Raw genomic sequence first — 15,155 nt, forward strand, 5'->3', positions numbered from 1 at the left:
TTTTATTCCAAAATGGAGAAAGAATCGTTACTCAATTATATATATCGTTTTTTCGATATTATTGTATTACTCTTCATCGTTTTTGACTTTGGATATGACTTTGAAGAAAATTACAATTCGCCTCATGTTATTGGGCTTATTTTTTTATCGATAGGTCTTTTCGCTTTTAATGCATTCAAATTCTTCACATTTAAGTACAAGAGCAATAAAAAAGTTGCATTAGCTAATATGGTATTAATTATCGGAATTATGCTAACTTCGATAGTTATTGCTTTTTTAAATTTAGAGTTTTCCTCAGACTATATTTTACAAAAAGTCAAACCTATTTATGAAGGTGGGTTAATTTTCTATTTTTTACTAAGACTTTTAGTTTTGGTTCGTCATATTTATGATATTTACTTTAATCCTGCTATCGTATTTGTTGGGAGTTTTTTAATTTTAGATTTAATGGGAGCTTTCTTGTTGATGCTTCCTAGTGCTACAACAAATGGTATTTCGTTTACAAATGCTTTATTTACGTCAACTAGTGCAGTTTGTGTTACAGGTTTAACAGTAGTTGACACATCCTCTGCTTTTACAATTGTAGGACAATCTATAATTTTAGTTTTGATTCAATTAGGCGGAATTGGTATCTTAACTTTTACCTCTTTCTTTGCTTTCTTTTTTAGAGGTAGTTCTTCATTTAAAGAAGGTTTAAACACAAAGGATTTTATTGCTCATGAAGGGTTGCGAGATGTTTTTAGAGCGGCGCTTAATGTTGTAATTCTTACACTAGGTGTTGAGATTTTAGGGGCAATTTTTATTTATTCTTCTATAATTGAAATAAATACTATTGAAAATAAATTTTTCTTCTCCGTTTTTCATTCTATATCAGCTTTTTGTAATGCTGGATTTTCAATTTTATCAGCTGGATTATATGATGAAACCATTCGTTTTGACTATTTTCTTCAATGGGTAATTATGACTTTAATTGTGCTTGGTGGTCTTGGACATAATATTGTGTTTAATTTTTACCAATACATTAAAAATTATATCATAGAACTTTTTGAGAAAAAAATCATTCACAAAAAAATACGAGTAATTACTCTTAATACCAGAATTGTTATTTACACTACAATATTTTTATTAGTAGGAGGATTTGTCTTTTTGTTTATTTCGGAGTATAACAACACTTTGTTAGAACATAATACCATATTTGGAAAAATTACTGCTGCATCATTTAATTCTGTTACACCAAGAACCGCAGGCTTTAATGCTGTTGATTTTGCTAAAATGAATGTGCCATCTCTTTTATTTATTATTTTTTTAATGTGGATTGGAGGTTCTCCTGCGTCAACTGCGGGGGGTATTAAAACAAGTACTTTTGCTCTTGCAACATTAAATATTTTTGCGGTTGCTAGCGGAAAAAGTAGAATACAAGTGTTTGGAAGAAGAATTTCATCTGAATCTACCTCTCGTGCTTTTGCAATTTTATGTATTTCTCTTATAACAATTGGCATTTCTATTGTAGCCATATTAATTTTTGAACCCAAAGGAACTCCATTATTAACAGTAGCTTTTGAATGTTTTTCTGCATATAGTACAGTAGGTTTAACTTTAAATTTCACTCCAACTTTAACAGAACCAAGTAAATATGTACTTATTGGATGTATGTTTATTGGTCGTATTGGTATGCTCAATTTAATGGTTGGACTATTACGCAGAATGAATCATCAGTTCTATGAATATCCAAAAGAAAATATATTAATTAACTAATCTTGTCCAAATGAAAATTATCGTATTTGGTTTAGGAAACTTCGGAATGTCGCTTGCTATCAGTCTTACTGAAACAGGAAACGAAGTAATTGGTGTTGACAAAAACATCGAAAAAGTAAATTTAGTAAAAGATAAAATTTCACATGCTATAGCATTAGATTCTACTAATGAATTATCATATGAAGCTTTACCGTTAAAAGATGCTGATAAAGTAGTTGTTGCTATTGGTGAAAACGAAGGGGCGGCTATTATTACAACGGCTATTATCAAAAAACTGTCAGATGTTAAAATCATTAGTCGTGCTTTATCACCTATTCATGATACCGTTTTAGAAGCAATGGGGATTTATAGCATAATTCACCCTGAACAAGAATCAGCCGATAGATTAACAAAACAAATTAATTTTAAATCAACTTTAGAAAATTATCAATTAGATGATAATTACACCATTTCGGAAGTAAAAGCAAAACCTGAATTTTTTGGTAAAACTTTAGCAGAATTAGATTCAATCGACAAATACCATTTAACACTAGTTACCATCATTCGAAAAAGAGAGAAACGTAATTTGATTGGTAAAAAAACGATAGTAAAAGAAACAATTGGCCGCCCAGATCCTGAAACTGTAGTACAGGAGCATGATATTTTAGTGGTTTATGGTTACAATAAAGACATCGAAACCTATTGTTTAGGACAAGAAGAACACCAAATTAGAAGCTAAAATGACCCGAATTCTCTCTACAAAAAAACTTTCAAAAGCATTAAAAAACAAACTTTCTGATGCTAAAATTGAACTTGTAGAAAAGAATTTTATTCAAACTAAATCTATTGATTTTGAAATACCTCAACTCAACGATTACTTAATATTTACAAGTAAAGAAGCGGCAAAAAGTGTTTTAAAATCAGATGTCAAAAATGTTCTCTCAAAGTCTTGTTTGTGTGTAGGAAATAAAACCCGAAGTTTTCTAGAAAAGAAAGGATTCATTGTTTTGGAAAGTGCCGATTATGCTGAAGAATTAATCCAAATAATCGAATCAAAATATAAAACGAATTCGTTTACTTTCTTTTGCGGAAATATCAGAAGAAATACAATTCCTGCTTTTTTTCAGCAAAATAAAATCGCATATAACAAAATTGTCGTATATGAAACCAAACTGAAACCACACCAAATCAAAGAAACATTTGATGGCGTTTTGTTTTACAGTCCGTCTGGAGTCAACAGCTTTTTAGAAAAGAACACATTAGAAAATAAAACGTGTTTTTGCATTGGAACCACCACAGCAAAAGCATTAGAAAATAAAACAAAAAACATAGTAATTGCATCACAACCCACTGTTGAAAATGTAATTAACGAAGTAATACATTATTATAAACGCTTATAGCCAATTGCTTAAAGCATAAAGCATAAAAAATGATTAAGAACGACTTATTTTTACGAGCATTAAAAGGAGAAACTGTAGAACGTCCACCGGTTTGGATGATGCGTCAAGCAGGAAGATATTTACCAGAATTTAGAGCTTTACGCGATAAATATGATTTCTTCACACGTTGCGAAACGCCAGAATTAGCTGCTGAAATCACAGTGCAACCCATTCGAATTGTAAAACCAGATGCGGCTATTTTATTCTCAGACATTTTAGTGGTTCCAAGAGCTATGGGAATTCACGTGGAACTAAAAGACAATTTAGGTCCGATAATTCCAAATCCAATTCGCACAATGGAACAAGTAAATCAAGTTTTTGTGCCGAATATTCACGAAACCTTAGGTTACGTAATGGATGCGGTAAAACTAACCAAAGAAATGTTGAATGACGAAGTGCCATTAATTGGTTTCGCTGGTTCGCCATGGACGATTTTCTGTTATGCGGTTGAAGGAAAAGGTTCTAAAAGTTTTGATACCGCAAAAGGATTTTGCTTTTCAAATCCAGTTGCGGCACACTTATTATTACAAAAAATCACTGATACTACGATTTTATACCTAAAAGAAAAAGTAAAAGCAGGTTGTAACGCCATTCAGGTTTTTGATTCTTGGGGAGGCATGCTTTCTCCAGTAGATTATCAAGAATTTTCATGGCAATACATCAACCAAATCGTAGAGGCGTTAGCTGAAGAAACAGAAGTAATCGTTTTCGGAAAAGGATGTTGGTTCGCTTTAAACGAAATGTCAAAATCAAAAGCATCTGCTTTAGGAGTAGATTGGACTTGTTCACCAAGAAACGCTCGTTATTTAACGGGTGGTGACATCACATTACAAGGAAATTTTGATCCAAGTCGTTTGTTATCTCCAATTCCAACCATCAAAAAAATGGTTCACGAAATGATTGACGAATTCGGAAAAGACAAATACATAGTAAACTTAGGACATGGAATTTTACCAAATATTCCTGTGGATCATGCGAAGGCTTTTGTGGAAGCAGTGAAAGAGTATAAATAATTATGAATGGTGTTAATTTGAAATACTTGTCCATTTTACTATTTCTTTTTATTTGCATTCCAACTTCACATGTTAGTTTGCCTTTTTTTTTAGTAATTGGTTTATTGATACTTCAAATCTTTTCTTTAACAGATGAGTTTATATTGCTTTCAATTGAAAATTTATTTCTGATATTATCAATTTTAGGAATAATTTTATATTTAAATAAAAGATTAATATTGGGTTTTCTAGGTCAATTGCTGCTAATTATAGCGGTTATTGTTTTTGTAAAAATTGAAAATTTAAAACATTTTGAATTCACAATTCCTTTTACAATACACTTACTAATATCAAGCTTATATTTTTTAAAATTGTTTAGAGTAAAAAATGAAAAATAAATTCTACACCTACATACAAAACCTACAAGATCAAATCTGTAAAGGATTAGAAGATATTGATGGTGGTACTAAATTTCGTGAAGATATTTGGGAACGACCAGAAGGTGGCGGAGGTCGCACTCGCGTAATTGAAAACGGAACTGTTTTTGAAAAAGGCGGTGTAAACATCTCTGCTGTTCACGGGAAATTACCTGATACGATGCAAAAAATGTTCGGCGTAGGAGAAGCGGATTTCTTTGCTTGTGGATTGAGTTTGGTGATTCATCCGAAAAGCCCAATGGTGCCTACGGTTCATGCCAATTGGCGTTATTTTGAAATGTATGATGAAAACGGTAACATCATCAATCAATGGTTTGGTGGCGGACAAGATTTAACCCCGTATTATCTGTTTGAGGAAGATGTAAAACATTTTCACCAAACTTGTAAAACGGCTTGCGACAAACATAATCCAGGATTTTATCCGAACTATAAAAAGAAATGTGACGAATACTTTTGGAACGCACACCGTAATGAAGCTCGTGGAATTGGTGGTTTGTTTTTCGATTATTTGAAAGAAACCGACACCATGAAAATGGAAGATTGGTACAATTTTGTAACCGAAGTTGGAAATTCATTCTTGCAAGCTTATGTTCCCATTGTGGAAAAAAGAAAAGATTTACCATTTACCGAAACGCAAAGAACTTGGCAAGAAATTCGCCGTGGTCGTTATGTAGAATTCAATTTGGTTCACGATAAAGGCACTCTTTTTGGACTAAAAACGAACGGTAGAATCGAAAGTATTTTGATGAGTTTACCACCCCATGTGCAATGGGTATATGATCATCATCCTGAAGCGGGAAGTGAAGAAGAAAAATTATTGAAAATATTAGCAAAACCAATTGATTGGGTATAATTATCCAATATCAATCACAAATCATAAAATATTATGTTTCCAATACACAGAGGTCGTCGTTTAAGAGTAAACGAATCTATAAGAAGTTTAGTTCGCGAAACTAGTTTAAGTCCCGCTGATTTTATGTTTCCAATGTTTATCATGGAAGGTGAAAATACCAAAGTGGAAATCTCTTCTATGCCAGGCATTTTCCGTCGCACTTTAGATTTAACGGTAGAAGAAGTGAAAGAATTATTCGCTTTAGGAATTCGTGCCGTAAACATCTATGTAAAAGTTAGCGATGATTTAAAAGACAATACTGGAAAAGAAGCATGGAACGATAATGGTTTGATGCAAAGAGCCATTCGTGCTATTAAAGAAGCTTGTCCAGAAATGATTGTAATGCCTGATGTGGCTTTAGACCCATATTCGATTTATGGTCACGATGGAATTATTGAAAAAGGTGATGTAGCAAATGATGCCACAAATGACGCTTTAGTAAAAATGGCGGTTTCACATGCACAAGCTGGTGCCGATTTTGTGGCTCCTAGTGATATGATGGATGGTCGTGTTTTACGTTTACGTCAAGGTTTAGATGCTGCGGGATTTCACAATGTAGGCATTATGAGTTATTCGGCTAAATATGCTTCGGCGTTTTATGGTCCGTTTCGTGATGCTTTGGACTCTGCTCCAAAAGATGCTGATGTAGAAGTTCCAAAAGACAAAAAAACCTACCAAATGGATTATGCGAATCGCATCGAAGCAGTAAAAGAAGCACTTTGGGATGTAAAAGAAGGTGCAGATATGGTTATGGTAAAACCTGGAATCGCTTATTTAGATATCGTTCGTGAAGTTAAAAATGCAGTAGATGTTCCGGTAACAGTTTTCCATGTTTCGGGAGAATATGCGATGATTAAAGCGGCTTCGGAAAGAGGTTGGTTAGATCATGATAAAATTATGATGGAACAATTAATGTGTATCAAAAGAGCGGGTGCGAGTTTGATTTCCACTTATTTTGCTAAAGAAGCAGCCATTTTATTAAATAAAAAGTAATGTGACATTTGTCACAAACCAAGTGAAAGCGATATTGTAATTTTATCGATATTTCTAAATTATATCAAAATGAAACTTATTTTTAAATCGTTTGCTGTTTTTACATTAGCCATTTCTTTAACGAATTGTGGCGAAAAAAAAGAAACTGATGCCTACGGAAATCCTGTTGAAGAAAAAACAGAAGTAGTAACAGAAACTACAGTTGATCCATTACTAGCAAAAGGGCAAGAACTTTTCGAAGGAAAAGGAACGTGTACCGCATGTCATAAACCTGATACAAAAGTAATTGGACCAGCAATAAAAGATATCGCTAAAATTTACAAGGAAAAAGGAGCAAGTATCGCTTCTTTTATAAACGAAGAAAGTGAAGCGATTGTTGACCCAACACAATACGAAACTATGAAAGCTAACTTTGTTATTACAAAAGCCATGACAGCTGAAGAACGCAAAGCGCTAGAAGTATATATGATGAGTTTCGAATAATTGTTACTCAACCACCAATTTAAAGCCCACGCGCGGAATGTTTTCGATTCTCACGTGGGTTTCTTCTTTTATGATTTTTCGTAATCTTGAAATAAATACATCTAAACTTCTTCCTAAAAAATAATCATCGCTTCCCCATAATTCTATTAAGATTTTTTCGCGCTTTAGAACGGTATTCGGGTTGTCTAAAAATAATTTTAAAAGTGACGCTTCTCTTTCGGTTAAAGTTATGCTTTGATTGTCATTTTTGAATAAATAATTCTCAGGTTCAAATTGAAAACTTCCAAACTTATATTGTTTTTGGTTTAAATTATCGGTTGATTTCTGACTTCGATTTAAGAAAATTTCGATTTTTAAAATCAATTCTTCAATCGAATAAGGTTTTACCAAATAATCATCGGCACCCAATTTCAAACCTTTAATTCGGTCGTCTTTCATGGTTTTTGCTGAAAGGAAAATGATCGGAATTTCTTGATTTCGTTTTCTGATTTCAGTTGCCATTTCAAATCCATCCATATCGGGCAACATAATATCTAAAACACATAAATCAAAAGATTCTTTACAAAACAATTGAAAAGCTTCTTTCCCATTGGCGCAATGCGTTACATCAAAATGTTGCTCTAAATTATCGGAAGTTAAAAACGCTAAGGTTTCGTCGTCTTCAACATACAAAATGCGCTTTTTACTCATAATCGTTTTTATTTATTTGGATGGTTATGGTGATTCCTTTTTCTTCATTATTATTAGCTTCGACTTTCCATTTATGCCATTCGCAAACGCGTTTTACATACGAAAGTCCGATTCCAAAACCTTCTATATCTTTACTATCTTCCCTTGCTACACGATAGAATTTATCAAAAACAAATGGCAAATCGCTTTCTGGAATTCCACAACCGTTATCGGTAAATTTTAAAGCCAATCCTTTTGAATTTTCATGAGATTGAATTAAAATTTCTGGATTGTTACCTGAATATTTTACGGCATTGTCCAAAATATTATAAATCAGGTTATAAAAGTGAAATTCATCGGCTTGAATGCTATAATTTTGATCTAATTGAATTTCAATTTTAATTTCTTTTTGATGTTTTAAAAATATGTTTTCTCTAACTAACTCTAATAATACTTTCAGATCCACTTTCGATTTTTCTAACTCAATTTGCTTGCTTTCGGTCTTCGCTACATATAGAATTTTCTCGATGTGCTGGTTCAACTTGTTACTTTGATTAATAATAATTTGCATGTATTTTGAAAGCTTAGGATTGTCGATAATTTCCTTTTGAGTATTGGCATAATTAGACGCAATTAAAATGGAAGCCAAAGGTGTTTTGAATTCATGCGTCATATTGTTGATGAAATCCTTCTGCAAATCGGTGTATCTTTTTTGCTTTAACATCAATAAAACAGAATATACATAAATGATTAAAACCAAGAATAAAACGCCAGTAAAAATCCAATATTGCGATAAACTTCTAAAATAAGTTTGTTTGATATTTGGGAATCGAACTGCAAAATAATAGGTTAAATCCGTATTTTTTGAAAAACATTCGGCACAAAATTTAGAAGGTTCTTTTCCATTATCTGAAATATAATTTCCATACACCATAGCATCTGAACTACAATCATAAATGGCATATTCATAATCTAATTCGAGCTTAACTTTTTCAAATTCAACTTTTAAATATTGTTCTAGTATGTTATTCTCAAAAACATCATTAACATTAACAATAAAATAATTTTCTGATACTTTTTTAATTTGATTACCAATTGGCAATTCCTTTTTATTGTCTTTGTAAATTTTACCTACTACATCTTGTAAAGCAAAATGGATTTTATCTTCCATATCCTTTTTCTCAAATATATAGGCTTGATTGAGCAAAAACAATTGCATGATAATGACTCCTACAATTGCTAAAAACCCAGCAAAAATTACGGTATTAAATCTGTTAAACTTCATAATAAGTTCGATATTACGAAAAAAGAGTATTTAAAAAACACCTGTTAACATGTCATTAACAATCATTAAAATTTAATTAACAACAGAAAAATAAAACTTTTCTAGTTTTGTATCTACAAATTTAAAATAACTAAAAATATTATAAGGTATGAAATCAATTAAATTAACAATTGTAGCTTTATTTGTGGCTAGCGCATCGTTTGCACAATCTAAAGAAGTTAAATCAGAAACTGCTAAAGCGGTACAAGTAGCACCTGCTGAAGTTAAAGCACCAGCAGCACCTAAACAATCTACGATTAAATGGGATCAGGAAATGCACGATTTTGGTGATATTGAAAAGGGTAAACCTGTAACTTATGAGTTTTCTTTTACAAATACTACTAAAGAAACTATCTTAATTACAAATGTAAGACCAGCATGTGGATGTACAGCAGCTAATTATACTAAAACTCCAGTTAAACCAGGAGAAAAAGGTATGGTAGCAGCAACTTTTAATGCGGCGAATGTAGGTCCTTTCCAAAAATCAGTAACAATAACAACAACTGAAAATGGAGTTGAAGCGGTGAAAACAGTTTCTTTCAAAGGAAAAGTTTTAGAACCAACAGCTACAGACAAAAAAGAAGAGATTAAATCATAATAATATTACTTTTACAACTTTTTCACATCTTAAGAAAAACCACCTGATTTTCAGGTGGTTTTTTTATATTTACTAAATGAAAATAGCTTTCGTAAAAACGCCGATTGGTTTAGCAGAAATTCAAGGCGATGAGAATGGAGTTTCTAATATTCATCTCAAGAATGAAGAGATTAGAAGAGTATCTAAGGTTCCTCAAGAATTAGAAGAGGCTGTTAGTCAAATCCAAGAATATTTTGAAGGAAACAGAACTCAATTTACCTTTTTGTTAAATCCATCAGGCACAAAATTTCAAAAAAAAGTTTGGCAAGAATTACTCAAAATTCCTTTTGGTAAAACCTCTTCTTACATGGAATTGTCTAAAAGATTAGGAGATGTAAAAGCAATTCGAGCCGTAGCTTCTGCCAATGGAAAAAATCCACTTTGGATTGTGATTCCTTGTCATAGAGTTATTGGTACTGATGGCTCATTGACAGGTTATGCAGGTGGTTTGTGGCGCAAAAAATGGCTGCTTGAACATGAAAATCCTGTAAAACAAGAAACTTTGTTTTAGATTGTTGTAAAATCCAATCACTTTTTGCTACTTTTATAACGCAATCTTATAAAATTAGTTCATGAAATTTCTTATAAAATTCTTCAAATGGTTTGCTATTATTATAGTGAGCATCATCATTTTAATGTATGTTTTTAATGTGGATTATCTTTTACGAGCTGTAAGAACCATTTATTTCAAAGGTTACACAACTGCTTTTCTAGAAGACTATAAAGAATTTCCTAATAGAGAAATTAAGAAAGGAATCGCACAACCTTGGGCAATAGCCACCGATTACAATTCCATTCCTGCCACCGAAGTCTTATCTAAAAACCATAAAGAATTACAAACTGTTGCTTATTTAATCATTAAAAACGATAGTATTTGGCACGAAAGTTATTTCGATGGATTTGATAAAAATTCTAAAACCAATTCTTTTTCCATGGCAAAAAGTGTTGTTACTATGGCTATGGGAAAAGCTATTATGGAAGGAAAAATGAAAAGTTTAGATCAAAAAGTAATCGACTTTTTTCCTGAACTAAAAGGAAAATATGCCAAAGAAGTTACTATCGGCGATTTATCTTCTATGGCTTCTGGATTAAGTTGGGATGAGAAATATTACAGTCCGTTTTCTATTGTAACTCGTGCTTATTTTGATGACAATTTGAAAGGTATTATTTTAGGATTAGATATTAACGAAAAACCAGGTCAATCCTTCAAATATTTAAGTGGCGCTACACAATTATTGGCTATGTGTATTGAAAAAGCTACTGGCGAACATTTATCAGATTATGTGTCGAAACATTTTTGGCAACCTATGGGAGCTGAAAACGAAGCACTTTGGCAATTAGATGAAGCGCCTGACGGAATTGAAAAAGCCTATTGTTGCATCGCAAGTAATGCGAGAGATTTTGCCCGTTTTGGAAAACTGTATTTAGATAATGGGAAATGGAATGGGCAACAATTATTAGATAGCACTTTTGTGAAAAAATGCATCACACCACGATTTGAGAAAAGTCCACAATATGGTTATGGATGGTGGATGCACGAAATTAAAGGAAAGAAGCTTTTTTATATGCGAGGTCATTTAGGACAATTTGTAATCGTAATTCCTGAAGATGATTTAATCATTGTTAGATTAGGGCATTTGAAAGGACTCCAAACGAATACAGACCCACATAGTAACGATTTATATGTTTATGTAGAAGAAGCTTATAATATGTTAGCCAAAAAAGATATGAATAAATAAATTCACATTAACTAAACAACTACAACGCTCTATGATTGAAAAAATTAATTTAAACAACATCCTGTTTTTAGACATTGAAACGGTTCCAGAATACCACAATTATCGCGGTTTAGATAGTGAAACTCAACAACTTTGGGAACAAAAAACGCAATACCAAAGAAAAGATGAAGTATCAGCGGAAGATTTTTATGAACGCGCTGGAATTTGGGCCGAATTTGGAAAAATCATTACCATTTCAGTGGGTTACTTTGTTAATAAAGCCGATATTCGAAATTTTCGCGTAACCAGTTTTTGGGGTGATGAAAAGAAAATTTTAAACGAGTTTTCCAATTTATTGAATACCCATTTTAATGGTGCCCAACATCTTTTATGTGGTCATAATGCAAAAGAATTTGATATTCCTTTTATTGCTAGAAGAATGATTATTAATGGTATTCCACTTCCAAATAAATTAAATTTATTTGGTAAAAAACCTTGGGAAGTTCCTCATTTAGATACTCTAGAATTATGGAAATTTGGAGATTATAAACACTTTACCTCATTAAAACTTCTAACAAAAGTTTTGGGAATACCATCACCAAAAGATGATATTGATGGTAGCGAAGTGGCACACGTTTTTTATGTTGAAAATGATATTGATAGAATCATAACATATTGTGAAAAAGACGTAATTGCTGTAGCACAAATTTTTTTAAGATTAAGAAGGGAAGAATTATTGGTTAAAGATGAAATTATTCATGTTTAATTCATTTCTTACTATTTTTCACTATCCCATTCCGAATAAAATTGGCTTAAAAAAGTAATCATGAAATCATGACGTTTTTGAGCCAATTTTTTTCCGGTTATGGTGTTCATTTTGTCTTTTAAAAGAAGAAGTTTTTCGTAAAAGTGATTCAAAGTTGGCGACTCACTATTCTTATACTCTTCTTTACTCATATTCAAATTAGGTTGAATATTTGGATTGTATAATGGTCGATTTTTAAAACCACCATAATTGAAAGCACGAGCAATTCCTATTGCACCAATCGCATCTAGTCGGTCGGCATCTTGTACGATTTCTAATTCTTTTGAATGGTATTTCTTTTCAAAATTTCCGCTTTTAAAAGATATGTTTTCAATAATAGCAATCACATGCAAAATAATATCTTCCGAAACATTTTGTGATTCTAAAAACTCACGAGCTACTTTGGGACCAATAGTTTCGTCTCCATTATGAAATTTTGAATCTGCAATATCATGAAGCAAAGCAGCTAATTTAACAACAGTCAAATTACATTCTTCTTCTTCAGCAATTAATAAAGCATTTTTGTATACGCGTTCAATGTGAAACCAATCATGACCTCCCTCAGCCTGAGCCAATTGATTCTTTACAAAAAGTATAGTATTATTGATAATTTGCATGGTTCTAATTTACAAAAAAAAATTCCAAACCCATAATCGAATTTGGAATCTTAAATATATTTTTTTAATGTTATTTTACTAAGGCAGGTTGTACCCATTTAAAAAGTTGTCCTTCAGCAGGAACTACTAATCGTTCAGAAATTCTAGTCATTCTTTCAGGTAATTTCATTAAGTAATCACGAGCTTTTTCAGCTTCATCAGTAAGATTACAAATTTTATCAATCTCCCATTTTTCATTTAGTTTTTTTAGAATATCTACATAATCCATTGCCGTATAAACACCTAAACGTTGAGCCGATTCTGAGAATTTTTCAAATGCAGTTCCAATACTTTCTCCTGATTCTCTAATTAGATGAGCAGGCATAGTAATTTTTTTCTTCATCATGTATTGAAATGACAGCATCATTTCGCTTGGATCCACTTCAAAAATACGTTTTACAAATTCGCTATAGGCTAAGTGATGGCGCATTTCATCTCCTGCAATTAAGTTACACATTTTGTGTAGTTTTTTATCACCAAATTTCTTTGCCATTTGAGCCACACGATTGTGAGAAACATAAGTTGCTAATTCTTGAAAACTTGTAAAAACAAAGTTTTTGTATGGGTCTCTATCTGTTCCTGGGTCAAAACCATCGTTAATTAAATGATGTGTTGTGATTTCTACTTCACGCATATTTACTCTTCCTGAAAGATATAAGTATTTATTTAATACATCTCCATGACGATTTTCTTCACCTGTCCAATTGCGTAACCATTTTGCCCAGCCATTATCGCCTTTTTCTCCTTTTTGATTAACACCTTCTACATCCATTAACCAAGTTTCATAAGTGGGTAATGCTTCTTCTGTAATAGTATCTCCTACTAATACAACCCAAAAATCATAGGGTAAATCTTTTGCAATTTCTCTAAGTTCTCTAGCTTCTTCTAAAAAATTTTCTTTTGAAGAATCGGGTAATAAATCTGTTGGTTGCCAAATTTTTTCAACAGGAATTAAGAATTCTTCCATAAAGTAGTCAATTTTCTTTTCTAAAAATTGCATCACTTCTAAACGGACATTTTGTATCGACATTTTAATTTATTTTGATATGTTTTGTAATTGTTTTTTCGGTTTTTTCAAAAATTTCTTCAAACGGGTATTCTGAAATTTTTAATGGTTCATGAACAATGAATTCTAATCTAGAACCCAAACCAAGAGGGAAAGTTCCAAATTTTGTTATTTTCCACGAATTATTTATAGTTATAGGTAAGAAATAAGCATCCGGTGCAAACTTATATAGCATTTTTAAACCATTTACTGCAAAAGGTTTAGGTGTTCCTGTTTTGCTACGCGTTCCTTCTGGAAATATGACAACGGAGTAATTATTATTATTAATTAATTCGGCTACTTTTTTAATTTCGGGCAGGGCTTGTTTTGGATCTTTTCTGTCAATTAGAGCAGAACCTCCATGTTTTAAATTGTAAGAAACACTTGGAATTCCTTTACCTAATTCGATTTTACTTATGAATTTAGGGTGTACTTTTCGTAAAAACCAAATGATAGTAGTAATATCATGTAAGCTTTGATGATTAGCTACAATAATTAGAGGCTTATGCTCTGGAACATTTTCCATTCCTTTAATATGGTACGTAGTTCCTAATACATGCGCTGTTCTAACTAAGAACCAGTTCAAATAAGCCACACTTAATCTATGTGCATTATATCCAAAAAGATTAAAACATACCCATTGAATTGGATGAAAAATCAACAACCAAAGTATAAATAAAATATAATAAACAATTGAAAGTGGATATGATAGTATTTTTTCCATTAGAAAACCATTTGTGCAAAAATAAGTTATTAAATAAAAAAACCACCATATTCGGTGGTCTTTCTATATGCTAGCATAGTAAAATTGTTTTTTAGTCAATGATTGTACAAACTCCATTTACGCAATCAATAGTTCTTGGCGGACTTACTACCATACAATCTGATACGGCACCTATTTGCAAGTTGTATGCATTGTCCATTTCGTAATATTCATTTACTAAATTTTCAAGTGTAGCTTGATTAACCGTATTTGGGTAAACCAAAAATTCTCTCGGACCACCACATGGTTTAGCACCAAAGGCAATTGAATTACAACCTGAAGCTTCTGCACAAGAAAAACTATTGATATAATTAAGAATTTCTTGTTTTTTTTGAACCAGTTGTTGTGGTGTTATCGAAGTTACAGTTTCTTCTTCATTACACTGAAAACTTTGAAGAAGCATTGCTAAAAGCAAAAAACGAATAATAGTGCTCATAATCTTTTTCTGTCAAGATATAAAAATTACGAAAAGGTTGCGTTATTTAGCAAAATTCGTTGTAAGCGTCTTTTAAGTTTTCAGCAATTAATTCTGCTGGACGACCTTCAATGTGATGACGTTCTAACATGT

General features: G+C 31.9%; 18 protein-coding genes. 11 read left to right on the forward strand and 7 right to left on the reverse strand.

Annotated elements, in window-relative coordinates:
• The first annotated feature begins 12 nt into the window (after positions 1 to 12).
• From Q0075_RS05205 to Q0075_RS05235, 7 genes are all read left to right on the forward strand, one after another.
• Positions 13 to 1,755 carry a potassium transporter TrkG gene (locus Q0075_RS05205; RefSeq protein WP_297868589.1) on the forward strand — a complete coding sequence of 581 codons (1,743 nt, stop codon included), beginning with the start codon at positions 13 to 15 and terminating at the stop codon, positions 1,753 to 1,755.
• 10 nt (positions 1,756 to 1,765) lie between these two features.
• Positions 1,766 to 2,473 carry a TrkA family potassium uptake protein gene (locus Q0075_RS05210; RefSeq protein WP_297868590.1) on the forward strand — a complete coding sequence of 236 codons (708 nt, stop codon included), beginning with the start codon at positions 1,766 to 1,768 and terminating at the stop codon, positions 2,471 to 2,473.
• A gap of 1 nt (position 2,474) precedes the next feature.
• Positions 2,475 to 3,134 carry a uroporphyrinogen-III synthase gene (locus tag Q0075_RS05215; protein ID WP_297868591.1) on the forward strand — a complete coding sequence of 220 codons (660 nt, stop codon included), beginning with the start codon at positions 2,475 to 2,477 and terminating at the stop codon, positions 3,132 to 3,134.
• A 29-nt stretch (positions 3,135 to 3,163) separates the two neighbouring features.
• Positions 3,164 to 4,186, forward strand: coding sequence for a uroporphyrinogen decarboxylase (hemE, locus tag Q0075_RS05220; protein ID WP_297868592.1), 1,023 nt, complete (start codon positions 3,164 to 3,166; stop codon positions 4,184 to 4,186).
• A gap of 366 nt (positions 4,187 to 4,552) precedes the next feature.
• Complete coding sequence (gene hemF, locus Q0075_RS05225; RefSeq protein ID WP_297868593.1) at positions 4,553 to 5,455, forward strand: oxygen-dependent coproporphyrinogen oxidase; 903 nt, start codon at positions 4,553 to 4,555, stop codon at positions 5,453 to 5,455.
• Between the two features lie 33 nt (positions 5,456 to 5,488).
• A complete protein-coding gene (hemB, locus tag Q0075_RS05230) occupies positions 5,489 to 6,487 on the forward strand; it encodes a porphobilinogen synthase (RefSeq protein ID WP_291109639.1) in 999 nt (332 codons plus the stop codon).
• Between the two features lie 69 nt (positions 6,488 to 6,556).
• Positions 6,557 to 6,970 carry a c-type cytochrome gene (locus tag Q0075_RS05235; RefSeq protein ID WP_291109637.1) on the forward strand — a complete coding sequence of 138 codons (414 nt, stop codon included), beginning with the start codon at positions 6,557 to 6,559 and terminating at the stop codon, positions 6,968 to 6,970.
• Between the two features lie 3 nt (positions 6,971 to 6,973).
• On the opposite strand, the gene Q0075_RS05240 is transcribed toward Q0075_RS05235, so the two are convergent.
• Positions 6,974 to 7,660 (reverse strand): response regulator transcription factor, encoded by a 687-nt coding sequence (locus tag Q0075_RS05240; RefSeq protein ID WP_297868594.1) that lies wholly within the window; start codon positions 7,658 to 7,660, stop codon positions 6,974 to 6,976.
• Positions 7,653 to 8,924, reverse strand: a complete 1,272-nt coding sequence (locus Q0075_RS05245; RefSeq protein ID WP_297868595.1) for a HAMP domain-containing sensor histidine kinase — start codon at positions 8,922 to 8,924, stop codon at positions 7,653 to 7,655. The genes Q0075_RS05240 and Q0075_RS05245 overlap by 8 nt, the downstream gene beginning before the upstream one ends.
• 148 nt (positions 8,925 to 9,072) lie before the next feature.
• Here Q0075_RS05245 and Q0075_RS05250 point away from each other — a divergent pair, with 148 nt between their 5' ends.
• From Q0075_RS05250 to Q0075_RS05265, 4 genes are all read left to right on the forward strand, one after another.
• Entirely contained in the window at positions 9,073 to 9,561 is a 489-nt protein-coding gene (locus tag Q0075_RS05250; RefSeq protein ID WP_297868596.1) for a DUF1573 domain-containing protein, read from the forward strand.
• A 76-nt stretch (positions 9,562 to 9,637) separates the two neighbouring features.
• Positions 9,638 to 10,111, forward strand: coding sequence for a methylated-DNA--[protein]-cysteine S-methyltransferase (locus Q0075_RS05255; protein ID WP_291109085.1), 474 nt, complete (start codon positions 9,638 to 9,640; stop codon positions 10,109 to 10,111).
• A 61-nt stretch (positions 10,112 to 10,172) separates the two neighbouring features.
• Positions 10,173 to 11,339: a serine hydrolase gene (locus Q0075_RS05260; protein ID WP_297868597.1), complete on the forward strand. Its 1,167-nt coding sequence runs from the start codon at positions 10,173 to 10,175 to the stop codon at positions 11,337 to 11,339.
• Positions 11,340 to 11,370: 31 nt separating this feature from the next.
• A complete protein-coding gene (locus Q0075_RS05265) occupies positions 11,371 to 12,084 on the forward strand; it encodes a 3'-5' exonuclease (protein ID WP_291109089.1) in 714 nt (237 codons plus the stop codon).
• A gap of 11 nt (positions 12,085 to 12,095) precedes the next feature.
• Here the strand turns inward: Q0075_RS05265 and Q0075_RS05270 are convergent, their stop codons facing one another.
• The 5 genes from Q0075_RS05270 to Q0075_RS05290 form a co-directional block, all read right to left on the reverse strand.
• Positions 12,096 to 12,740 carry an HD domain-containing protein gene (locus Q0075_RS05270; RefSeq protein ID WP_297868598.1) on the reverse strand — a complete coding sequence of 215 codons (645 nt, stop codon included), beginning with the start codon at positions 12,738 to 12,740 and terminating at the stop codon, positions 12,096 to 12,098.
• A gap of 70 nt (positions 12,741 to 12,810) precedes the next feature.
• Positions 12,811 to 13,809 (reverse strand): acyl-ACP desaturase, encoded by a 999-nt coding sequence (locus Q0075_RS05275; RefSeq protein WP_297868599.1) that lies wholly within the window; start codon positions 13,807 to 13,809, stop codon positions 12,811 to 12,813.
• A gap of 1 nt (position 13,810) precedes the next feature.
• Positions 13,811 to 14,548 (reverse strand): lysophospholipid acyltransferase family protein, encoded by a 738-nt coding sequence (locus Q0075_RS05280; RefSeq protein ID WP_297868600.1) that lies wholly within the window; start codon positions 14,546 to 14,548, stop codon positions 13,811 to 13,813.
• 91 nt (positions 14,549 to 14,639) lie between these two features.
• Positions 14,640 to 15,023 (reverse strand): hypothetical protein, encoded by a 384-nt coding sequence (locus Q0075_RS05285; RefSeq protein WP_297868601.1) that lies wholly within the window; start codon positions 15,021 to 15,023, stop codon positions 14,640 to 14,642.
• 46 nt (positions 15,024 to 15,069) lie between these two features.
• Positions 15,070 to 15,155, reverse strand: an 86-nt coding sequence (locus Q0075_RS05290) for a BrxA/BrxB family bacilliredoxin (RefSeq protein WP_297868603.1), incomplete at its 5' end; no start/stop codon positions are given.

It is taken from the genome of uncultured Flavobacterium sp., from assembly GCF_937967675.1.
Lineage (GTDB): Bacteria > Bacteroidota > Bacteroidia > Flavobacteriales > Flavobacteriaceae > Flavobacterium.